Origin of the sequence: Streptomyces sp. NPDC058758 (genome assembly GCF_042746075.1) — a bacterium.
In the GTDB taxonomy this organism is placed as follows: domain Bacteria; phylum Actinomycetota; class Actinomycetes; order Streptomycetales; family Streptomycetaceae; genus Streptomyces.
In genome coordinates, this window is record NZ_JBHYPS010000004.1 from 261,546 (window position 1) to 283,019 (window position 21,474).

Here is a 21,474-nt window from a genome sequence, read left to right on the forward strand (position 1 = left end):
GCCGCGCCGGGAAGGCCGTGCCGGGAGCGTCGCGGCGGGCGCCTCAGAGGACCGGGTAGCGGGTGTGCCAGGTGGGGGTGTGGAGGGTGGTGGACTGGGTGAGTTCCATGGCGAAGTCGTCGGAGAGCTCCAGGAGGGTCGCGCGGCCCTCCAGCGCGGCCAGCCAGGCCGGCGGGAGGGCCGTCTCGCCGTGCTGGGCGCCGAGCAGCGCGCCGGTGACCGCGGCCGTGACGGCCGAGGGGCCGTCGTGGTTGACGGCCAGCCGGAGGCCGTGGCGGACGTCCTCGCCGACGAGGGCGCAGTAGACGGCGGCCGCCAGCTGGCCCTCCGCGCGGTCCTCGCCCGCGCCGAGGGCCGTGACGCGCTCCGCGTCGGGGACGCCCTCCCGCACCGCCGCGAGCGCGCGCGCCAGCGCCCCGGTCACCGGCTCGTGGCCGGGCCGGTCGGCCAGCAGGCCCAGGGCCGTACCGGCGGCGGCCTCGACGGAGGCGCCGCGGGCCACGCCGTGGACGGTGACGGCGAGCGCGCCGGCCGCGAGCGTCGCGGCGGGCGCGCCGTGCGTCTGGGCGGCGCACTCGACGGCGAGCTGGCAGACCAGCTGCGGCTCCCAGCCGACGAGCAGGCCGAACGGCGCGGAGCGGGCGAGCGCGCCGGAGTCGTCGGCGTCGGGGTTCTTGGGCCGGTCCGGGGTGCCGAGGCGCTCGTCGCCGAGTCCGGTGAGGCAGGCCCGGGCGGGCCGGCGGCGGGCGTAGAGCCACTCCTGGCGGCCGAGCCAGCCGTTGTCGCCGCGCCGTTCGTCGGGGCCCCAGTCGCGCTGGGTGGCGGCCCAGCGCAGCTGGGCGCGGTGGACGTCGCTGGGCGGGTGCCAGACGCCCGTGTCGCGGCGGACGTGGGCGCGGATGAGGCCGTCCAGGGTGAAGAGGCTCATCTGGGTGGCGGCGGTGACCGGCAGGACGCCGTCGGGGGGCTCCGTGAGGCCCGCCTCGCCGTGCGCCGTACGGATCTCCCGGAGCGTGCGGTCGTGCACGCCCGCGCCGACCGCGTCGCCGACGGCCGCGCCGAGCAGGCAGCCGCGGACGCGCGAACGGAAGTCCTGCTGTTCGGTGCGGCCCCACACGGCCGCGGCAGTGGTGGTCACGACGTGCCCTCCCCCGTCCGAGGTCCCGTTCTCTCACCGGTCTCCGCAGCACTCTAATCGACCGACCGTGCCCGTTCGGGGGCTGGAACCTTATGTGATCGGACGCCCTTCGGGCCGCTTTTGACCACAGTTCACCCGAGGTTTTCCGTTGGCCTGAACGATCCGCCGCATGACCCCCGTGACACGAGTCAAGTCCTCCTCCGCGGCACTGGCCGCCGCCCTCCTCCTCGGCCTCGCCGCACCCGCCGCCTCCGCGCACGCCCCCGCCCGCGACGCGCACCGCGTCCCCTTCACCGCCGCGACCGTCACCGACAACGCCGACGGCACCTCCACCGTCGCCTGGACCGCCCCGGGCGTCCGCACGGTCGTCATCCGCTCCGAGGGCCGCACCGTCGCACGCGGCGGCGCGACCGGCTCGGTCACCGTCCGGGTCCGCCCCGGCGCCGACCGCAACTGGTTCGACCTCGTGCCCGACCACGGCACCCCGCTTCACCTCGCCGACCGGCTGATACGGCTCCAGGGCACGGCCAACTTCCGCGACGCGGGCGGCTACCGCACCCGCGACGGCCGGTGGGTGCGGATGGGCGAGGTCTACCGCTCCGACGCGCTCGACCGGCTCACCGACGCCGACCTCGCCAAGCTGACCCGCCTCGGCCTGCGCTCCGTCGTCGACCTGCGCATGGAGTCCGAGCGGGCCTCCGCCCCGGACCGCGTCCCGGCGGGCGCGACGCACCTCGTCGCCGATGTCCTGGCCGGCACCGGCACCTTCACCTCGATGCCGAAGACCCCGGCCGAGGCCGAGGCGATGATGGTCGAGGGCAACCGCTTCATGGTGAGCGGGGAGACGGCGAAGGCCGCGTACACCGGCCTCCTCGACGAGATCCGCGAGAACGACGGCGTCCTCTTCCACTGCACCGCCGGCAAGGACCGCACCGGGTGGGCCGAGGCCGCGCTGCTCACCGCCCTCGGCGTCCCCGAGGAGACGGTCATGGCCGACTACCTCGCCAGCAACACGTACCGCGCCGCCGCCAACGAGGCCGTCCTCTCCCACCTGCCGCCCGTCCAGGCGGCCGTCTACAAGCCGCTCCTCGACGTGCGGCCCGCCTACCTCAACGCCTCCTTCGACGAGGTCGAGGAGGAGTACGGCTCCTTCCGCGCCTACCTGCGCAAGGGCGTCGGCCTCGACGCCCGGGAGCTGAAGGCCCTCGAGCGCGACCTGCTGGTCGGCTGACCGCCCTCAGCCCTCGACCACCGGCAGCAGTTCCGGCAGGTGGCCGTCCGAGGCGCGGGCGGCCGCCTGGCGGTCCTGCGGGACCTCGCCGTAGAGGGTGGTGCGGGGGCGGGAGGGGCGGCCGGCCGCCGCCGCGATCGCCTCCAGGTCGCGGAGGGAGCGGTACGAGCCGTAACTCGACCCGGCCATCCGGGAGATGGTCTCCTCCATCAGCGTCCCGCCGAGGTCGTTCGCACCGGAGCGCAGCATCTCCGCCGCGCCCTCCGCGCCCAGCTTCACCCAGCTGGTCTGGATGTTCGGGATGTGCGGGTGGAGCAGGAGGCGGGCCATCGCCGTCACCGCGCGGTTGTCGCGGACCGTCGGGCCCGGGCGGGCGATGCCCGCGAGGTAGACGGGCGCGTTGGTGTGGATGAAGGGGAGGGTCACGAACTCCGTGAAGCCGCCGGTCCGTTGCTGGATCGAGGCGAGGGTGCGGAGGTGACCGAGCCAGTGGCGGGGCTGGTCGACGTGCCCGTACATCATCGTCGAGGACGAGCGCAGGCCCAGCTCGTGGGCGGTGGTGATCACCTCGATCCAGGTGGCGGTGGGCAGCTTGCCCTTGGTCAGCACCCAGCGGACCTCGTCGTCGAGGATCTCGGCGGCCGTGCCGGGGATCGAGTCGAGCCCCGCCTCCTTCGCCGCCGTCAGCCACTCGCGGATCGACAGGCCGGTGCGGGTCGCGCCGTTGACGACCTCCATCGGCGAGAAGGCGTGCACGTGCATGCCGGGGACGCGTTCCTTGACGGCCCGGGCGATGTCGAAGTACGCGGTGCCGGGCAGGTCCGGGTGGATGCCGCCCTGCATGCAGACCTCGACCGCGCCGACGTCCCACGCCTGCTGCGCCCGGTCGGCGACCTGGCCGAGGGAGAGGGTGTAGGCGTCGGCGTCGGTCCGCCGCTGGGCGAAGGCGCAGAAGCGGCAGCCGGTGTAGCAGACGTTGGTGAAGTTGATGTTCCGGGTGACGATGTACGTCACCTCGTCCCCGACCGCCGACCTGCGCACGTCGTCCGCGACCGCGCACAGCGCGTCGAGGGCGGGCCCGTCCGCGTGGAAGAGGGCGAGGGCCTGCGGGTCGGTGAGCTTCGTCGGGTCGTCGGCGGCGACGGCCAGCGCCTCGCGCAGCTCGGCGTCGATCCGCTCCGGGACCGCGTCGGGCACCAGGCCGGGCGCGGCGGCCTCCCGCAGCGCCTCCCAGTCCCCGTACACCTCGTCGAAGTCCTCGCGCCGGTCGCCGGTGCGGCCCTCGGTGTCGATGGTCGCGTGCAGGTCGGTGCGGCCGGTGCCGGTCCCGGCGGCGGCGAAGGTCTCGTCCGGCTCCTGCCACGGCAGGCCGCGGACCACGGCGTCCGGGTTCGCGAGGCCGGTCTCCGGGTCGGCGAGGGCGCGGACGTGCGGCACGATCCGCGGGTCCAGCCAGGGCTCGCCGCGCTTCACGAACTCGGGGTAGACGCAGAGCCGTTCGCGCAGTTCGAAGCCGGCGGCGGCGGAGCGTCCGGCCAGCTCCTCGATCCGCGGCCAGGGGCGCTCCGGGTTGACGTGGTCGATGGTGAGCGGGGAGACGCCGCCCCAGTCGTCGATGCCGGCGGCGATCAGCCGCTCGTACTCGGCGTCCACCAGGTTCGGCGGCGCCTGGAGGCAGGCGGAGGGGCCCATGATGAGCCGGGCGACGGCCACGGCCGCGACGAGGTCGTCGAGTTCGGCGTCGGGCATCGCGCGCATGGCCGTGTCCGGCTTGGCCCGGAAGTTCTGGATGATCAGCTCCTGGACGCCGTGGTAGGCACGGGCGACGCGGCGGAGCGCGAAGAGGGACTCGGCCCGCTCCTCGTACGTCTCCCCGATGCCGAGCAGCAGCCCCGAGGTGAAGGGGACGGACGAACGGCCCGCGTCCTCCAGGACCCGCAGCCGCACGGCCGGCTCCTTGTCCGGCGAGCCGAAGTGCGGGCCGCCGGGCTCGGACCAGAGGCGGGTGGACGTGGTCTCCAGCATCATCCCCATCGACGGGGCGACGGGCTTGAGCCGCTGGAAGTCCGTCCACGACAGGACGCCCGGGTTGAGGTGCGGCAGGAGCCCGGTCTCCTCCAGGATCCGCACCGACATCGCCCGCACGTACGCGAGGGTGTCGTCGTAGCCGTGCGCGTCGAGCCACTCGCGCGCCTCCGGCCAGCGGTCCTCCGGCTTGTCGCCGAGCGTGATCAGCGCTTCCTTGCAGCCGAGCGCGGCACCGCGCCGGGCGATGTCCAGGACCTCGTCCGGGGAGAGGAACATGCCGTGGCCCGCGCGCCGCAGCTTCCCCGGCACGGTGACGAAGGTGCAGTAGTGGCACTTGTCGCGGCAGAGCCGGGTGAGGGGTATGAACACGCTCTTCGAGTACGTGATCACCCCCGGCCGCCCGGCGGCTTCGAGCCCGGCGTCCCGGACCCGCCCCGCGACCGCCGCCAGCTCCGCCAGGTCCTCGCCGCGCGCCCGGAGCAGCACCGCCGCCTCGCCGACGTCGAGCGCGACGCCGTCCCGCGCGCGCCGCAGCGCCCGGCGCATCGCGTTCCTGGTCGGGGGCGGGGCCTGCCGCCCGCTGTGCTGGTCGGCCTGGCGGTCGGTCTGCTGGTCGGCCTGGTGGTCCGTCATGTACCGAGCATACGAGCGGCCCCGGAGCGGGGAAGAGGCGTCCCCGGGGCTCGTCACACGGCCGTCACGGCAGGAACTCCGCGTACGCGTCCAGCACCCGCAGCACCTCGTCCTCGCCGGCCGGCGGCAGCTGGAGGACGGTCTCCTCGCAGCCGAGCTCCGCGTAGTGGGCGAGCTTGCCGGGGCTCGGGAGGACGGCGTACGGCACGACCCGGAGGTCCTTCGGATCGCGTCCCGCCCGCTCCCACGCGGCCCGCAGCACCGGCAGGGACTCCGACAGGCCGCGCCCGCCGATCGGCATCCAGCCGTCCGCCTGCCCGGCGACGGCCGCGAACAGCTTCGGCCCGGCGGCCCCGCCGAGGAGCACCCGCGGCGCTCCGCCGGCCGGCTTCGGCCACGCCTCGGAGGCGCGCACGGAGAAGCCGTGCTCCCCCTCGTACGCCGTCGGCTCCGGCGCCCACAGGGCCCGCATCAGTGCCAGCCGGTCCGCCACCAGCTCCCGCCGCGTGCCCCAGGCGACGCCGTGGTCGGCGGCCTCCTCCTTGTTCCAGCCGTACCCGAGGCCGAGGGTGAACCGGCCGCCGGAGAGGTGGTCGAGGGTCGCGATCTGCTTGGCGAGGACGATCGGATCGTGCTGCGCGAGCAGGGTGATCCCGGTCCCGAGCCCGAGCCGCCCGGTCACGGCGGCGGCCTGCGCGAGCGCGACGAAGGGGTCCAGGGTCCGCGCGTACTCGCGCGGGAGGCCGCCGCCCGCCGGGTAGGGCGTGGTCCGCTCGACGGGGATGTGGGTGTGCTCGGGGAGGTAGAGCCCGGCGAAGCCGCGCTCCTCCAGCTCACGGGCGAGCCGCACGGGCGAGATGGTCTCGTCGGTCAGGAAGATCGTGGTCGAGATCCGCATGGGGGCACGCTAGGGGCTCCGGCGCGGGATTCCGAGACCTCCGGCGCCGCCCGCCGCGCGAAATCCGCGTGCCGGCCGCCCCCGCCGCCCCTACCGTGGCGCGCGTGCTGCATCGAATCGAGGCGTACTACGACGCCGTGCCCCGCTCCTCCGCCCGCGCGGAGGACTTCGGACCCCTGACCTTCTTCGTGCGGGAGGGCGCCGACGGCTGGCCGTTCTACGCCCGCCCGACGCTCGGCCACACCGGTGGCGTGTCCGTGGCGGACGTGGAGGGGGTGCGGGCCCGGCAGCGGGAGCTGGGGCTGCCGGAGGCGTTCGAGTGGGTGGCCGAGACGACCCCCGGGCTGCGCGCGGCCGTGGCGGCGAGCGGGCTGGTCGTGCACGCGCACCCGCTGATGGTGCTGGACGGCGACCCGCTCCCCGTACCGGCGCCCGTCGACGCCGTCGTACGGACCGTCGGCGCCGCCGACCCCCGGCTCGCGGACGCCGTCGCCGCCCCGTACGCGGCCTTCGGGGCCGTCCCGGGACCGGGCGACGCCCGGCGGGTCGGCGAGCGGATCGAGGCGGGGCTGACCGTCCTCGCGGCCGCCTTCGACGCGGCGGGCGGGGAGGCGGCGGGCGGGGAGGCGCTGGCGGGCGGCCAGGTCCAGCCCGTCGGGGACGTGGCGGAGGTCGTGGGAGTCGGCACCCGTCCGGGCGCCCGCCGCCGCGGCCTGGGCCTCGCGGTGACCGCCGCGCTGGTCGCGGAGGCCCGGGCGCGCGGGGTCGGCCTCGTGTTCCTGACGGCCTCGGACGCGTCCGTGGAGCGCCTCTACGCCCGCCTCGGCTTCCGCACCGTCGCCACGGCCCTCATCGCGGAGGCACCGGAGGCGCCGGAGACGCCGGAGACGCAGCGGCCGGCGGAGGCGCCGGGAGGGGGCTCGGCGCCCTGACCATGAACACGTCCACCGCGTCCTCCGCCTCCCGCACGAACCCCTCCCGTTCGTAGAGGCGGCGGGCCGGGCTGCCCCGCAGGACCTCCAGGCGGACCGGGGCGGAGCGGGCGTCGGCCCCGGCCAGGAGGTGGCGCAGGACGGCGGTGCCCAGGCCGCGGCCCTGGAGGGCGGGCGACAGGAGGAAGTGCTCCAGGCGGAGGCCGTCGCCGTCGGGGCGGAGGGTGACGCACCCGGCGAGGGGGTGCCCCGGGGTCTCGATCACCGAGGTGTGCGCGGGGGAGAAACCGTCCCGCAGCCGCTGCCGCACCCGGTGCCCGTCGTAGCGGCCGAGCCGCTCCAGATCGGCGCGCATGACGACCGCCCGCAGGTCGGCGATGGCCTCGACGTCCCCGGGCCGGCCCGGCCGCAGCCGCCAGCCCCCGCTCCCGTACCCCTCGTCCACGGCGTGATCGTAGGGGCCCGCCAGTAACCGCCCGCGCCCGCCTCCCGTTGGGCGGGGCATGAAGAAGCTCCTCACCGCAGCCGCCCTGACCGCCTTCGCCGCCACCGCCGGCCTCGCCTCCGCCGCCACCGCGTCGGCCGACACCGGCGGCATGAACCTGCCGTCGGTGGTCCCCCTCAGCGGCGTCCTGAACCCGAAGCCGAAGCCCCCGGCCGCCGCCGACCTGCCCGCCGCCAACAAGGCCGTGGAGAACCTGCTGCCCGGCGGGCACTGACCCCGTCCGGCGACGCACGAAAGCGGCGGTACCCCCCACGGGACCGCCGCTTTCGCGTTCTGGATGACTCAGGAGCGGATGCGGTCCCGGGTCAGTCGGCCACCACCAGGGACGGCGTCTCCTTCGTCAGGACCTCGCCGCGGAAGAAGGCGGGGCTGCGGCGCTGCATGACGAGCATGATGGCCGCGCCGAGGACGAGGAGGCCGACGGCGATGACGAAGACGGAGCCGACGCCGAAGACGGCGGAGCCGGAGCCGTAGGCCGGGTCCCACATGTCGTAGAGGGTCTTGCCGAAGACCGCCGTGAGCATGACGCCGCCGAGGGCCGGCAGGAGGCCCTTGAAGACGAGGTCGCGGGCGGAGCGGAAGAGGTCGGCGCGGAAGTACCAGACGCAGGCGAAGGCGGTGATGCCGTAGTAGAAGCAGATCATCAGGCCGAGGGCGTAGATGGTGTCGACCAGGACGTGCTCGCTGACCAGGGTCATCACGGTGTAGAAGGCGCCGGTGGCGACGCCCGCGACGACGGTGGCCCTGCCGGGGGTCTTGAAGACCGGGTGGACCTCGGTGAAGGACTTCGGCAGCGCCTCGTAGGTGGACATGGCGAGGACCGTGCGGGCGACCGGGATGAAGGTCGTCTGGAGGCTCGCGGCGGCGGAGGCCAGGACGGCGACGAAGAGCAGGATGCCGAGGGCCGGGCCCATGACGGGGCCGGCGAGGGCGGCGAAGACGTTGTCGGAGGTCTCCGGGTTGGCGAGGCCGAGGCCCTCCTCGCCGGAGCCGACGGCCATCTGCGCGGCGATGCCGGTGGCGAGGTAGGAGCCGACCAGGACGACCATCGCGATGAGCGCGGCGCGGCCGGGGGTCTTGTCGCTGCCGACGGTCTCCTCGTTGGAGGCCATGCAGGTGTCCCAGCCCCAGTACATGAAGATCGAGAGGGAGAGGCCGGCGGTGAAGGCGGCGAAGGACTGGACCGCGAAGGGGTTCATCCAGGACCAGGAGAAGTCGACCGAGGTCTCGAAGGAGCCGGCCTTGGAGAGGGCCAGGGCGACGAAGACGGCGAGGACGACGAGCTGGAGGATGACGAGGGTGTACTGGACGCCCTTGGTGGCCGTCATGCCGCGGTAGCTGATCGCGGTGGCGGCGGCGATGAGGGCGAGACAGGTGAGGATGTGGACGGCCTTGTTGTCGTCCAGGGCGGCGATCGAGTCGCTGCCGGTGATCTCGCCCGCGAGGAGCCAGAAGTACGAGGTGGCGACGCCGGCCAGGTTGGAGAGCACGATGATCGTGGCGATCACCAGGCCCCAGCCGCACATCCAGCCGATCTTGGGGCCGAAGGCCTTCACGGTCCAGGTGAAGGAGGTGCCGCAGTCCGGCATGGCCTTGTTGAGCTCCCGGTACGCGAAGGCGACGAGGAGCATCGGGAGGAAGCCCGCGAGGAAGACGGCGGGCATCTGGAGGCCGACCTCGCCGGCCGTGGAGCCGAGCGTGGAGGTCAGGCAGTAGACCGGGGCGACGGTGGATATGCCGATGATCGCGTTGCCGAAGAGGCCGACAGAATTGCCGCCGAGGCCCTTCTTGCGCACGCCGTGCGTGTCCCCCGGGGCGCTCGCGCCCCTTACCGTGTCTCCGGCCTGGGGCCGTACGTCCACCTGAGTCATGAACGTGACGTTAAATGCTGCGGTTTCCTTATCCGGAGGGCTTGACTCCGCTCAGTTGATCGATCATCGCCTTGCATTGCGAGGTCAGATCGGGGCACTCGCCAATGATTGAAAGATCGACCAACCCGACGGACCGACCAACTGGTAGGTCGGCCGCCGGGTGTTCGATATGCGGGAACCGCAGCTAGGCCCGAAATGTCCGGTTTCAAATTTTCCCGTGTGACTTTTCGGTGACCTTCGGACGGCTGCCGGATGATCACCGGACGACCGCCGGACGATCACCGGACGACCGCCGCGGGTCCTTCGGGCGCGGCCCTGCCGGGGGCCCGGGAGGGCCCGTCGGGGAAGCCCGCCCACGCCCCGCTCAGCCCGGCCAGACCACCGCCTGGAGCTCGCTGTAGGCGTGCAGCGCGTACGAGCCTACGTCCCGCCCCACGCCGCTCTTCTTGAAGCCGCCGAAGGGCGCCTCCATGTTCCGGCCGACGGTGTTGATCCCGACCCCGCCGGCCCGCAGCCGGGCCGCGATCCGGAAGGCGCGGGCGACGTCGCCGGACCACACGTAGTCGAGCAGGCCGTAGTCGCTGTCGTTGGCGAGCGCGATGCCCTCCTCCTCGTCGTCGAAGGGGACGACCACGACGACCGGGCCGAAGATCTCCTCCCGCACCACCCGCATCTCGTTGGTGCAGTCGGCGAGCAGCGTCGGCGCCACGTAGAAGCCCTTCGCGAGGTCCGGGCGCTCGCCGCCCGTGACGACCCGCGCCCCCTCCTTGCGCCCCAGCTCCACGTGGGCCTCCACCCGGTCGCGGTGGGCCGCCGAGATCACCGGCCCGACGACCGTGCCCCTCTCCGCCGGGTCCCCCACCTTCAGGTGGCCGGTGTAGGCGGCCAGCTTCTCGACCAGCCGGTCGTGGATCCCGCGCTGGGCGAGGACCCGGGTCGGGGCGGTGCAGATCTGCCCGCTGTAGAAGGAGAAGGTGGTCCCGATGCCCAGGACGGCCGCGTCCAGGTCGGCGTCGTCGAGGACGAGCGCCGCGCCCTTCCCGCCCAGCTCCATCAGCTGCCGCTTCATGGAGCGGCCGCAGACCTCGCCGATGGCCTGGCCGACGGCGGTGGAGCCGGTGAAGGAGACCATGTCGACGTCCGGGGAGTCGACGGCCGCCTCGCCCACGGCGGGCGCCGAGCCGGTGACCAGGTTGACCACGCCGGGCGGGACGCCGGCCTCCTCCAGGGCGCGGACCATCGCGAAGACCGACAGCGGGTCCTGCGGGGCGGGCTTCACGAGGACGGTGTTGCCCATGGCGAGCGCGGGCGCGATCTTGCCGGCCGGGTTGGCCCAGGGGTTGTTGTACGAGGTGACGCAGGTGACGACGCCGACGGGGCGGCGGACCGCGACCGCCCCGAAGACGCCGGCCCTCCCCATCGGGCCGGCCTCGTTGATCTGCGGCGGCAGGGCCTCCTCGACCGGCTCCAGGGCGCCCCGCGCGTACCGCCGGAAGCGGGAGGAGCCGACGGCGACCTGCATGCCGCGGGCGGTGGCGGTGGTGGCACCGGTCTCGGCGCGGGCGAGGAGGGTGTGCGCCTCGGCGTCCCTGGCCATGATCGCGGCGGCCCGGTCGAGGATCGCGGCGCGCTCCTCGGGCTTCGTCCGGGACCAGCTGCCGAAGGCCTCGCGGGCGGCGGCGGCCGCCTCGTGCACCTGGGCCCGGGAGGCCTCCGGCGCGAGGCCGACGACCTCCTCGGTGGCCGGGTTCACCACCTCGTAGTGGCCGCCGTCGGGCTCGGTCCAGGCGCCGTCGATGTAGAGCTTCTCCGTGATCGTCATCGGGTGCTCACCGTCCTCGTGTCGCGGCCCGAGCGCAGGACGCGCCCGGGCGTCGCCCCGGTCACCTCGTCGTCGCGGACCGTCTCCACGCCGTTGACGCGGACGGAGACGATGCCGACGGCCCGCGAGTCCAGGCGCGGGCTGTCGCCGGGCAGGTCGTGGACGAGGGTCGCCGGTCCCGCGTCGATCCGCTCGGGGTCGAAGAGGACCAGGTCGGCGTGGAAGCCCTCGGCGATCCGGCCGCGCTCGCGCAGGCCGAAGAGCCGGGCCGGGTCGTCGCTCAGCATCCTCACCGCGCGCTCCAGGGGGACCAGCTTCCGGCCGCGCAGGCAGTCGCCGAGGAAGCGGGTGGTGTACGGGGCTCCGCACATGCGGTCCAGGTGGGCGCCGGCGTCGGAGCCGCCGAGGAGGACGTCCTCGTGGTCCCAGGTCTCGCGGCGCAGCGCCCAGGAGGCCGGGTCGTTGTCGCTCGGCATCGGCCACAGCACGGTCCGCAGGTCGTCGTTGGCGCAGATCTCGACGAGGCACTGGAAGGGGTCCTGGCCGCGCTCGGCGGCGATGTCCTCCACGACGCGGCCGGTCAGGCCCTCGTTCTCGCGGCTGTAGGTGTCGCCGATGACGTACCGGCCGAAGCGGGCGAGGCGGCGGAAGACGCCGGCCTCCCTGGAGTCGGCGCGGCGCAGCATCTCGGCGCGCACGTCCGGGTCGCGGAGCTTCGCGATCCGCTCGGGGACGGGCAGGCCCAGGATCTCGCCCCAGCCGGGGATGAGGTTGAGGGCGCAGAAGGTGCCGAGGGACATGTTCATGGGGGTGAGGATCGGCATGGTGAGGGCGACGATCCGGCCGCCGGACTTGCGGGCCCGCTCGGAGGCGGTGAGCTGGCGGGGGACGCGTTCGGGGACGGCGGCGTCGATGGTGAGGACGTTCCAGTTCAGGGGCCGTCCGGCGGCGGCCGTCATCTCGACGAAGAGGTCGATCTCGGCGTCGGAGAACTGGTCGAGGCAGCCGGCGAGGATCGCCTCGATCTGGGTGCCCTCGTGCTCGCCGACGGCCCGGCAGAGGGCGATCAGTTCGGCGGGGGCCGCGTGCCGGGAGGCGACGGGGGCGCCGTCGCCGTCGGAGTGGGTGGACGACTGGGTGGTGGACAGGCCCCAGGCGCCGGCCTCCATGGCCTCCTTGAGGAGGGCGGTCATCCGCGCGAGCTGCTCGTCGGTGGGCTGTCCGCCGACGGCGTCCTCGCCCATCACGTACCGGCGCAGGGCGCAGTGGCCGACCATGAAGCCGGCGTTGACGGCGATCCGGCCCTCCAGGGCGTCGAGGTACTCGCCGAAGGAGGACCAGCTCCAGTCGACGCCCTCTTCGAGGGCGGCCAGGGCCATGCCCTCGACCTTGGACATCATGCGGCGGGTGTAGTCGGCGTCCTCGGGCCGGTCGGGGTGGAGCGGGGCGAGGGTGAAGCCGCAGTTGCCACCGGCGACGGTGGTGACGCCGTGGTTCATGGAGGGGGTGGCGTAGGGGTCCCAGAAGAGCTGGGCGTCGTAGTGGGTGTGCGGGTCGACGAAGCCGGGGGCGAGGACGAGGCCGGTGGCGTCCTCGGTGGTGCGGGCCCGCGCGCCGGGGGGCGGGAAGACGATCCGGCCGTCGCGGATGCCGACGTCGGCGACGCGGCCGGGGGCGCCGGTGCCGTCCACGACGGTGGCGCCCTTGATCAGGTGGTCGAGCATGACGTCCCTTTCTGTCCGAGGCCACGCGTGTGCCCCGGCCGGGGCCGCCGCGGAACGGCCGCCGGCCGGGGCGGGTGACGAGACGCCGGCCCGGGAAGCCGGGCGCCTCGCGTCTCTGTTCCGCCGCCCGGGGCGGGCGGACGCCCGCCCCGCGCGGGCTCGGCTAGGAGCCGGCCGACTGGCGGAAGCGGGTGGTGCGGTGGACCGGGTCGGTGTCGATCTCGGGGATCACGTGCTCGCCGATCAGCCTGATCGAGTTCATCGTGTCCTCGTAGGAGATCCCGATGGGGAGGCCGAAGGAGAGCTGGTCGGCGCCGGCCCGCTCCCACCGCCTGCACTGGGCGAGGACCTCGGAGGGGTCGCCGCAGATCATCAGCTCCTCGGCGATGAGGAGTTCGATGATCTCGGCCGAGTACTCGGGGAGCAGCTCGGGCCACTCGGGGATGCCCTCGGGGCGGGGGAAGGTGTCGTGGTAGCGGAAGAGCAGCGACTGGAGGTAGTTGAGGCCGCCGCCGACGGCGATCTCGACGGCCTTGTCGTGGGTCTCGGCGCAGATCGCGGTGGAGGTGACCATGACGTTGTCGTTGACGAAGTCGCCGACGGCCTTGGCCTCCTTGATGGCGTTCTTGTAGGACTCGACGACCCATTCCATGTCGGAGACCTTCTGGACGCTGAAGCCGAGGACGCCGAGGCCCATCTTCCCGGCCATGGCGTAGGAGGACGGGGAGCCGGCGGCGTACCACATGGCGGGGTGGGAGGCGCCGTACGGCTTGGGGAGGATCTTGCGGGGCGGCAGGGACCAGTGCTTGCCCTGGAAGCCCGCGTACTCCTCCTGGAGCCACATCTTGGGGAACTCGGCGATGGTCTCTTCCCAGATCTCCTTGGTGTGGTTCATGTCCGTGATGCCCGGGAAGAAGCCGAGGATCTCGTGGGAGCCGGCGCCGCGGCCCGAGCCGAACTCGAAGCGCCCGCCGGAGAGGTGGTCGAGCATGGCGACCTTCTCCGCGACCTTCACCGGGTGGTTGACCTGGGCGAGCGGGTTGAAGATGCCGGAGCCGAGGTGGATGCGCTCGGTGGCGTGGGCGAGGTAGCCCAGGTAGACGTCGTTGGCCGAGAGGTGCGAGTACTCCTCCAGGAAGTGGTGCTCGGAGGCCCAGGCGTACTTGAAGTTGTACTTGTCCGCCTGGATGACGTACTCGGTCTCCTCCATGAGCGCCTTGTGCTCGGCTTCGGGATCGGTCTCGGCGCGCTTGCCGACGTATCCCTGTACGAAGATCCCGAATTCCACGGAAGTCACCGTCCTCGTGAGTTTCTGACGTTCCGTCAGATTCTTGGATGCGCTGCGCCGTGTCAATAGTTGATGGATCGTCAGATCGAGTCGGAGGGGGATCAGAAGAGGGAGACCCCGGCCAGCCAGCCGCCGTCGATCACGAACGGCTGACCCGTCACGTACGAGGAGTCCTCCGAGGTCAGGAAGAGGGCGAGGGCCGCCACCTCCTCCGGGCGGCCGATCCTGCCGAGCGGCACGAGCCTGCGGTACAGCTCGCCGGTGGCGGCCGGGTCCACCCCCTCCGGGTTGCTCATGGCGGTGTCGATCGCGCCCGGGCAGACGGCGTTCACCCGGATCCCCTTCGGGGCCAGCTCCAGGGCCGCCACCCGGGTCAGGCCGAGCACCGCGTGCTTGGAGGCCGCGTAGGCGCCGACCCCGGCCATGCCGGTGACGCCCGTGTACGAGGCGGTGTTGACGATCGTGCCGCCGCCGGCCGCCGCGATCTCGGGCGCGACCGCGCGGATGCCCAGGAAGCAGCCGGTCTGGTTGACCGAGACGATCGACTGGAACTCCTCCAGCGGGGTCGCGAGCAGTTCGTTGAAGCGGAGGACGCCGGCGTTGTTCACCAGGCCGTCGATCCGCCCGAACCGCTCCTTCGCCGCCGCCACCGCAGCCGCCCACTCCTCCTCGCGGGTCACGTCCAGGTGGACGTACGCCGCCCGCTCCTCCCCCAGCTCCCCGGCCAGCGCCTCCCCCGGGCCGTCGAGCACGTCCGCGAGGACCACCCGCGCCCCCTCGGCGGCGAAGAGCCGCGCCTCCTGCTCGCCCTGCCCGCGCGCCGCGCCCGTGACGATCACGACCCGTCCGTCCAGCTTGCCCATGTGCCCACTCCCTACAGATGCGGGGCGACCCCCTCGGCGAAGGCCGCCATCTGGTCGACGAGTTCACCGCGGCTCCGGCTGCGGAACCGCACCTGGATCTGGCCGACGCCCAGCTCCCCGTACTCCCGGAGCGAGGCCGCCAGCTCCTCCGGGGCGCCGGACAGCGTGCGCCGACCGACGTCCCGGCCGGGGACGCCGACGTACAGCGGCTCGGCGATCGCGCCGAAGACGAAGGGCTCCTCGATCCCGGCCTCCTCGCGCAGCCGCCGGATCCGCCCGATGCGGCGCGCCAGCACGTCCCGGGGGTCGCCCTGCGGCAGCCAGCCGTCGCCCTTGAGCGCGGCCCGCCGCACCGCCGCCGGGGAGGAGCCGCCCACCCAGACCGGGACCCGCTCCTGCGCGGGCCGGGGCCGCTGCCCCAGGTCCTTGAAGGCGAAGCGCTCCCCCAGGTGCTCCGGGTACTCCTCCGGGCCGAGCGCCGCCCGCAGCGCGTCGATCGTCTCGTCGAGCACCGCCCCGCGCCGCGCGAAGTCCGCCCCGACCGCATCGAACTCCTCCTGGACGTGCCCGGCGCCCACCCCGAGGACCAGCCGGCCGCCGGAGAGGTGGTCCAGGGTCGCGTACGCCTTGGCGGTGACCAGCGGGTGCCGCAGCCCGACGACGGCGACGTGCGAGAGCAGCCGGACCCGCTCGGTGGCGGCGGCGAGGAAGGAGAGCGTGGCGACCGGGTCGTACCAGACGGTGCTCATCCCGGCGGCGAGCCGGCGCGGGATGGCCACGTGGTCGCAGCAGGCGACGTAGTCGAAGCCGTGCGCGTCGGCGGCCCGGGCGATCGCGACCAGGTCGGCGGGGCCGGCGGCGGCCTCCCAGGGCTCGGCGTAGATCGCGGACTGGGACTGGACGGGCAGCTGCATGCCGTAGAGCACCACGGGGACCCCCTAGATCTGACGCTACGTCAGTTACGGCGACGGGGCCATGCTGGCCCCTGACGGACCATCAGGCAAGGGGCGTGCCGGATCGCCCGGCGAGCCGGATGTGGACGGAGTACAATTTTTCATACATGACCCATACGGACGGAGGGCCCGCCGTGGCCGTGACCCAGATCGACATAGACGAGGACGCGCTGGAGCGGGCCATGGCCCTGTCCAAGGCGCGGACCAAGAAAGAGGCCGTCAACCTGGCCCTGCGCTTCTACGCCGACCGGCAGGAGCGCGCGGCCCGCATCGGGCGCCACTTCGAGCGGGCCCGCCACTGGGGGGCGGTCGAGGATGCCGAGCGGCGCCATCGGGCCGAGAAGGACGCCGGGTGATCTACCTCCTCGACACGTCCGGCCTTGTCCGGCTCCTGGGCGACCCCGCACTCCAGTCGGCCTGGTACGACGCGATCGACGCCGAGGCGATCGCGTCGTGCTACCCGCAGCGCGCCGAGTTCCTGCACAGCGCCCGGAGCGGGCGCGAGTACGAGGAGATCGCCGAGATGTTCACCGAGCTCTATCCCGACGTCGCCGTACCCAAGAACGCCGGCCGCTGGATCGACTCCGTGCAGCGCCGGATGGCGCGGGCCGGGGAGCACCGGAGCGCCTCGGCCGTCGACCTGATCATCGCGGCCACCGCGGCCCACCACGGCCTGACGGTCCTCCACGACGATGACGACTACCGGACCGTCGCCCGCCACGCGCCAGACGTGAGCGAGCAGAACGTCCGGAGTGTCCTGCCCTAGGCGGCATGGGGGCGGAGGTCCGGGAGGGCCCCCGCCCCTCGCCTCACGGCCGCCACAGCCCCTCCGGGCTCAGCCCCAGCAGGTCGATCGCGTTGCCGCGCACGATGCGCTCGACGACGTCCGGCGGCAGGTGGCCCATCTGCGCCTCCCCCACCTCCTTGGACTTCGGCCAGGTGGAGTCCGAGTGCGGGTAGTCCGTCTCGTACAGGACGTTCGCCGCGCCGATCGCGTCGAGGTTGCGCAGCCCGAAGGCGTCGTCGAAGAAGCAGCCGAAGACGTGCCCGGCGAAGAGCTCCGACGGCGGCCGGGTGACCTTGTCGGCGACCCCGCCCCAGGCCCGGTTCTCCTCCCAGACCACGTCCGCCCGCTCCAGGATGTACGGGATCCAGCCGATCTGCCCCTCCGCGTACATGATCCGCAGGTTCGGGAAGCGCTCGAACTTGCCGCTCATCAGCCAGTCGACCATCGAGAAGCAGCAGTTGGCGAAGGTGATCGTGGAGCCGACCGCCGGCGGCGCGTCCGCCGAGGTGGACGGCATCCGGCTGGACGAGCCGATGTGCATCGCGATGACCGTGCCGGTCTCGTCGCAGGCCCGGAAGAAGGGGTCCCAGTGGTCGGTGTGGACCGAGGGCAGCCCCAGGTGCGGCGGGATCTCGGAGAAGGCGACGGCCCGCACCCCCCGGGCGGCGTTCCGCCGCACCTCGGCGGCGGCCAGCTCCGGGTCCCACAGCGGGATGAGGGTGAGCGGGATCAGCCGGCCCTGCGCCTCGGGCCCGCACCACTCCTCGACCATCCAGTCGTTGTAGGCGCGCACGCAGAGCAGGCCCAGCTCGCGGTCGGACGCCTCGGTGAAGGTCTGGCCGCAGAAGCGGGGGAAGGTCGGGAAGCAGAGCGCGGACTGGACGTGGTTGACGTCCATGTCGGCGAGCCGGTCGGGGACGGAGAAGGAACCCGGCCGCATCTGCTCGTAGGTGATGACTTCGAGGCGTATCTCGTCCCGGTCGTAGCCGACGGCGGTGTCGAGCCGGGTGAGGGGCCGGTGAAGGTCCTCGTAGACCCACCAGTCGCCGATCGGCCCGTCGTCGCCCCGCGCGCCCATGACGGGCGCGAACTTGCCGCCGAGGAAGGTCATCTCCTTCAGCGGAGCGCGGACGATCCGCGGACCGGTGCCGCGGTACCGGGACGGGAGCCGGTCCCGCCAGACGTGCGGGGGCTCCACGGTGTGGTCGTCCACCGAGATGATCCTGGGGAAGGTCTCCTGGGTCTCCATGTCCTTCACGGTAGCGCTGATCTGACGAACCGTCAGCTATCGTGACGGCCGGACCCGGTCACAGCTCCTCCACAACGTCGCCCCGATGCTGACGCGCTCCCTCCGGACAAGGCAGACTGTCCGGGGCGATACCACCGGTAGGGCAGGGGGAGCCATGGGGCAGGACAACGGACCGCGCGTCCCGGCGCAGGGCCCCGGCAGGCACGAGGCCGGGGCGGACATCGGCGTACCCCGGCAGCGGACGGGAGCGGCGGAACGGAGCGCGGACGGGGGCGCGGGCTCCGGTACGGGGACGGGCTCCGGTACGGGGACGGGCCTCGGCTCCGGTACGCGTACGGACGCCGGCTCCGGTACGCGTACGGACGCCGGCTCCGTCACAGGCACCACGACGGGCACGGGCACGGGAACCGACTCCGGCACGGGGACCGGTACGGGCGCGCGCCCCGCCCCCGGCGGTCAGGCGGGACCCGAGGGGCTGCGGTTCGGCGTGCTCGGGCCCGTACGGGCCTGGCGGGACGGCGAGGCGCTGGCCACCGGCTCACCGCAGCAGCGGGCCCTGCTCGCCGCGCTGCTCCTGCGGAGCGGACGGACCGCCACCGCCGCCGAACTCATCGACGCGCTCTGGGGCGAGGAGCCCCCCTCGCAGGCGCTCGCCGCCCTCCGCACCTACGCCTCCCGCCTCCGCAAGGTGCTCGGCGCCGAGGTGCTGACCAGCGAGTCCGGCGGATACGCCCTCCGGACCACCGCGCTCGACCTCACCCGCGCCCGGGAACTCGCCGCCGAGGCCGAGAGGCTGCGGGCCGCCGGCGACCGGGCCGGCGCCCGGGCCCGGCTCGCCGAGGCCCTGGACCTGTGGGACGGCGAGGCCCTGGCCTCCGTCCCGGGGCCGTACGCCGAGAACCAGCGGACCCGCCTGGAGGAGTGGCGGCTCACCCTCCTGGAGACCCGCCTCGACGTCGACCTGGAGACCGGCGCGCACGCCGAGGCCGTCTCCGAACTGACCGCGCTCACCGCCGCGCACCCGCTCCGCGAGCGCCTGCGCGAACTCCTCATGCTCGCGCTCTACCGCGGCGGACGGCAGGCCGAGGCGCTCGCCGTGTACGCCGACACCCGCCGGCTCCTCGCCGACGAGCTGGGCGTCGACCCCACCCCCGAACTCGCCCGCCTCCAGCAGCGCATCCTCCAGGGCGACGCCGAACTGGCCCGCCCCGTCGAGGAGCAGCCCCCGGCCGCGGCCCCGGTGGCCCGGCCGGCCCAGCTCCCGGCCACGGTCCCCGACTTCACCGGCCGCACCGCCTTCGTACGGGAACTCGGCGCCCGGCTCGCCACCGCCGAGGGCCACGTCATGGCCGTCTCGGCGCTCGCCGGCATCGGCGGCGTCGGCAAGACGACCCTCGCCGTGCACGTCGCCCACGAGGCGCGCCCGCACTTCCCCGACGGGCAGCTGTACGTCGACCTCCAGGGCGCCGGCGCCCGGGCCGCCGCCCCGGAGACCGTCCTCGGCTCCTTCCTCCGCGCCCTCGGCACCCCCGACTCGGCCATCCCCGACGCCCTGGAGGACCGGGCCGCCCTCTACCGCTCGACGCTCGACGGCCGCCGCGTCCTGGTCCTCCTGGACAACGCCAGGGACGCGGCCCAGATCCGCCCCCTGCTGCCCGGCACCCCGGGCTGCGCGGCCCTCGTCACCAGCCGCATCCGGATGGTCGACCTCGCGGGCGCGCACCTCGTCGACCTCGACGTGATGTCCCCGGAGGAGGCCCTCCAGCTCTTCACCCGCATCGTCGGCGAGGAGCGGGTCCAGGCGGAGCGCGAGGCCGCCCTCGACGTCGTCGCCGCCTGCGGCTTCCTCCCCCTCGCGATCCGCATCGCCGCCTCGCGCCTCGCGGCCCGCCGCACCTGGACGGTCTCCGTCCTCGCCGCGAAGCTCGCGGACGAGCGCCGCCGCCTCGACGAGCTCCAGGCCGGCGACCTCGCGGTGAAGGCCACCTTCGAGCTGGGCTACGGCCAGCTCGAACCGGCCCAGGCCCGCGCCTTCCGCCTGCTCGGCCTCGCCGACGGCCCCGACATCTCCCTGGCCGCCGCGGCGGCCGTCCTCGACCTCCCCCTCCGGGACACCGAGGACCTCCTGGAGGCCCTGGTCGACACCTCGCTGCTCGAATCCGCCGCCCCGGGCCGCTACCGCTACCACGACCTGGTCCGGCTCTACGCCCGCGCCTGCGCCGACCGGGACGAACACCCCCCGACGGAGAAGGAGAACGCCCTCTCCCGCCTCCTCGACTTCTACCTGTCGACCGCCGCCCGCGTGTACGCCATCGAGCGCCCCGGCGACCGCCTCGTCGACCACCTGGAGCCGACGACGTACGAGGGCCTGGCCTTCACCGACCGCCACCAGGCCCAGGACTGGCTCTACTCCGAGTCCCACTGCCTCCTCGCCTGCGTCCGCCAGTCCGCCACCACCCCCACCACCCTCCGCCGCGCCGTCGACCTCCTCTGGGCGTCCCTGGACCTCGCCGAGTCCGGCGCGAACTCCAGGGAGTACGAAACGGTCGCGACCCTCCTGCGGGAGGCGGCGCTGCGCACCGGTGACGTCCGGACGCAGGGACGCGTGGCCATCGTGCTGGCCTACGTGCACCAGCTGTCCGGCCGCTTCGACCTGGCCGGCGAGGAGGCCGGCAAGGCCCGTACGCTCTCGGTCGGGTCGCCCGATCCGCTCCCCCTGTGCTGGGCCTCGAACCTCCTCGGGGTCGTGGCGTTCTACCAGGCGCGCTACGCCGACGCCGAGCAGCACCTCATGCGGGCCATCGAGGACTTCCGGCGCTGCGAGGACCTGGCCGGCGAGGCGAGCGCGCTGTGCAACCAGTCCAGGGTCCACCTGGCGACCGGGCGCGCGAGCACGGCCGTCGCCCTGGCCCGGCGCGGCACCGCGATGTACGACGAACTCGGTCACGCCCTGAAGGGGGCCAATGGCCGGTACGCGATGGGCATCGCGCTCACCGAGGGCAACCAGCTCTCCGACGCTTCCCGCTGCCTGCAGGAAGCGCTCACCACGTTCACCGACAGTCGGCAGCGTCTGTGGGAGGGCATGACGCTCTTCCGTCTCGCCGAAGTCGACATAGCGGGCCGCCAGTACGCCCGGGCCGCTTCCAACGCCGAGATGGCGCTCACGGTGCTGCGCGATGTCGGCGGCGAATGGCGCCGGGGCAAGGTACTCACCGTGCTGGGACACGCTCTGCGCGGCATAGGACAGCACGGTCGCGCCGTCGTGTGCTGGCAGGACGCCCTCACGATCTTCGAGGCCACGAAGTCGCCCGAAGCCGAGGAGGTACGGGGCCTTCTGACGCACTCGCCCGCGGCGTGAGCCCCCCCCCGGCTGCGCGTTCATCGTTCGTTTATCGCCGGGCGGCATGCTTCAACCCATCGATCCGTCGCGTCGGGGGGCAGACGGGTCAGCGGTGGGTACGACACCCCGACCTACTAGGGTGATCGGCCCTGCATTGGGTCACGTCCGGCCGTCCAACGGGGGAACAGCCGGACGTGACCCCCCGACCCACC

17 protein-coding genes are annotated in these 21,474 nt (G+C 73.7%); 6 read left to right on the plus strand and 11 right to left on the minus strand.

Annotated elements, in window-relative coordinates; translation table 11 throughout:
* Positions 1 to 43: 43 nt before the first annotated feature.
* Positions 44 to 1,138: an ADP-ribosylglycohydrolase family protein gene (locus ACFW6A_RS07640; protein ID WP_351841563.1), complete on the minus strand. Its 1,095-nt coding sequence runs from the start codon at positions 1,136 to 1,138 to the stop codon at positions 44 to 46.
* A 169-nt stretch (positions 1,139 to 1,307) separates the two neighbouring features.
* Between ACFW6A_RS07640 and ACFW6A_RS07645 the strand changes: the two genes are divergently transcribed.
* Positions 1,308 to 2,369 (plus strand): tyrosine-protein phosphatase, encoded by a 1,062-nt coding sequence (locus ACFW6A_RS07645; RefSeq protein WP_351841565.1) that lies wholly within the window; start codon positions 1,308 to 1,310, stop codon positions 2,367 to 2,369.
* Positions 2,370 to 2,375: 6 nt separating this feature from the next.
* Here the strand turns inward: ACFW6A_RS07645 and ACFW6A_RS07650 are convergent, their stop codons facing one another.
* The gene (locus ACFW6A_RS07650) at positions 2,376 to 5,030 is read right to left on the minus strand and encodes a bifunctional FO biosynthesis protein CofGH (RefSeq protein ID WP_351841567.1); all 2,655 of its coding nucleotides are present in this window, start codon (positions 5,028 to 5,030) and stop codon (positions 2,376 to 2,378) included.
* A 64-nt stretch (positions 5,031 to 5,094) separates the two neighbouring features.
* Complete coding sequence (locus ACFW6A_RS07655) at positions 5,095 to 5,928, minus strand: LLM class F420-dependent oxidoreductase (RefSeq protein WP_351841569.1); 834 nt, start codon at positions 5,926 to 5,928, stop codon at positions 5,095 to 5,097.
* A gap of 104 nt (positions 5,929 to 6,032) precedes the next feature.
* Between ACFW6A_RS07655 and ACFW6A_RS07660 the strand changes: the two genes are divergently transcribed.
* Positions 6,033 to 6,860 carry a GNAT family N-acetyltransferase gene (locus ACFW6A_RS07660; RefSeq protein WP_386639320.1) on the plus strand — a complete coding sequence of 276 codons (828 nt, stop codon included), beginning with the start codon at positions 6,033 to 6,035 and terminating at the stop codon, positions 6,858 to 6,860.
* Here the strand turns inward: ACFW6A_RS07660 and ACFW6A_RS07665 are convergent.
* Positions 6,778 to 7,305: a GNAT family N-acetyltransferase gene (locus tag ACFW6A_RS07665; protein WP_386639323.1), complete on the minus strand. Its 528-nt coding sequence runs from the start codon at positions 7,303 to 7,305 to the stop codon at positions 6,778 to 6,780. The two genes, ACFW6A_RS07660 and ACFW6A_RS07665, sit on opposite strands and share 83 nt — an antisense overlap.
* A 58-nt stretch (positions 7,306 to 7,363) precedes the next feature.
* On the opposite strand from ACFW6A_RS07665, the gene ACFW6A_RS07670 reads away from it, so the two are divergent.
* The gene (locus ACFW6A_RS07670) at positions 7,364 to 7,579 is read left to right on the plus strand and encodes a hypothetical protein (RefSeq protein ID WP_351841573.1); all 216 of its coding nucleotides are present in this window, start codon (positions 7,364 to 7,366) and stop codon (positions 7,577 to 7,579) included.
* Positions 7,580 to 7,670: 91 nt separating this feature from the next.
* Here the strand turns inward: ACFW6A_RS07670 and ACFW6A_RS07675 are convergent, their stop codons facing one another.
* From ACFW6A_RS07675 to ACFW6A_RS07700, 6 genes are all read right to left on the minus strand, one after another.
* Positions 7,671 to 9,236 (minus strand): APC family permease, encoded by a 1,566-nt coding sequence (locus ACFW6A_RS07675; RefSeq protein ID WP_386481114.1) that lies wholly within the window; start codon positions 9,234 to 9,236, stop codon positions 7,671 to 7,673.
* A gap of 364 nt (positions 9,237 to 9,600) precedes the next feature.
* Positions 9,601 to 11,058 (minus strand): aldehyde dehydrogenase family protein, encoded by a 1,458-nt coding sequence (locus ACFW6A_RS07680; RefSeq protein ID WP_386481111.1) that lies wholly within the window; start codon positions 11,056 to 11,058, stop codon positions 9,601 to 9,603.
* Positions 11,055 to 12,782, minus strand: a complete 1,728-nt coding sequence (locus tag ACFW6A_RS07685) for an amidohydrolase family protein (protein ID WP_386639326.1) — start codon at positions 12,780 to 12,782, stop codon at positions 11,055 to 11,057. Before ACFW6A_RS07685 ends, ACFW6A_RS07680 begins: the two co-directional genes overlap by 4 nt.
* Before the next feature lie 163 nt (positions 12,783 to 12,945).
* Complete coding sequence (locus ACFW6A_RS07690; RefSeq protein WP_386639329.1) at positions 12,946 to 14,070, minus strand: LLM class flavin-dependent oxidoreductase; 1,125 nt, start codon at positions 14,068 to 14,070, stop codon at positions 12,946 to 12,948.
* Positions 14,071 to 14,171: 101 nt separating this feature from the next.
* Positions 14,172 to 14,933: an SDR family NAD(P)-dependent oxidoreductase gene (locus ACFW6A_RS07695; protein ID WP_351841583.1), complete on the minus strand. Its 762-nt coding sequence runs from the start codon at positions 14,931 to 14,933 to the stop codon at positions 14,172 to 14,174.
* A gap of 11 nt (positions 14,934 to 14,944) precedes the next feature.
* Complete coding sequence (locus tag ACFW6A_RS07700; protein ID WP_386639332.1) at positions 14,945 to 15,862, minus strand: TIGR03619 family F420-dependent LLM class oxidoreductase; 918 nt, start codon at positions 15,860 to 15,862, stop codon at positions 14,945 to 14,947.
* 158 nt (positions 15,863 to 16,020) lie between these two features.
* Here ACFW6A_RS07700 and ACFW6A_RS07705 point away from each other — a divergent pair, with 158 nt between their 5' ends.
* Together ACFW6A_RS07705 and ACFW6A_RS07710 are read left to right on the plus strand one after the other, a co-directional pair.
* Positions 16,021 to 16,242 carry a type II toxin-antitoxin system VapB family antitoxin gene (locus tag ACFW6A_RS07705; protein ID WP_030495222.1) on the plus strand — a complete coding sequence of 74 codons (222 nt, stop codon included), beginning with the start codon at positions 16,021 to 16,023 and terminating at the stop codon, positions 16,240 to 16,242.
* A complete protein-coding gene (locus ACFW6A_RS07710; protein ID WP_386485853.1) occupies positions 16,239 to 16,652 on the plus strand; it encodes a PIN domain-containing protein in 414 nt (137 codons plus the stop codon). Before ACFW6A_RS07705 ends, ACFW6A_RS07710 begins: the two co-directional genes overlap by 4 nt.
* Positions 16,653 to 16,695: 43 nt before the next feature.
* Here ACFW6A_RS07710 and ACFW6A_RS07715 read toward each other — a convergent pair whose 3' ends face one another.
* Positions 16,696 to 17,922, minus strand: a complete 1,227-nt coding sequence (locus ACFW6A_RS07715) for an amidohydrolase family protein (RefSeq protein ID WP_351841589.1) — start codon at positions 17,920 to 17,922, stop codon at positions 16,696 to 16,698.
* Positions 17,923 to 18,076: 154 nt separating this feature from the next.
* Here ACFW6A_RS07715 and ACFW6A_RS07720 point away from each other — a divergent pair, with 154 nt between their 5' ends.
* On the plus strand, positions 18,077 to 21,280 hold the full coding sequence (locus ACFW6A_RS07720) for a BTAD domain-containing putative transcriptional regulator (RefSeq protein ID WP_351841591.1): 3,204 nt from the start codon (positions 18,077 to 18,079) through the stop codon (positions 21,278 to 21,280).
* The last annotated feature ends 194 nt before the right edge of the window (positions 21,281 to 21,474 follow it).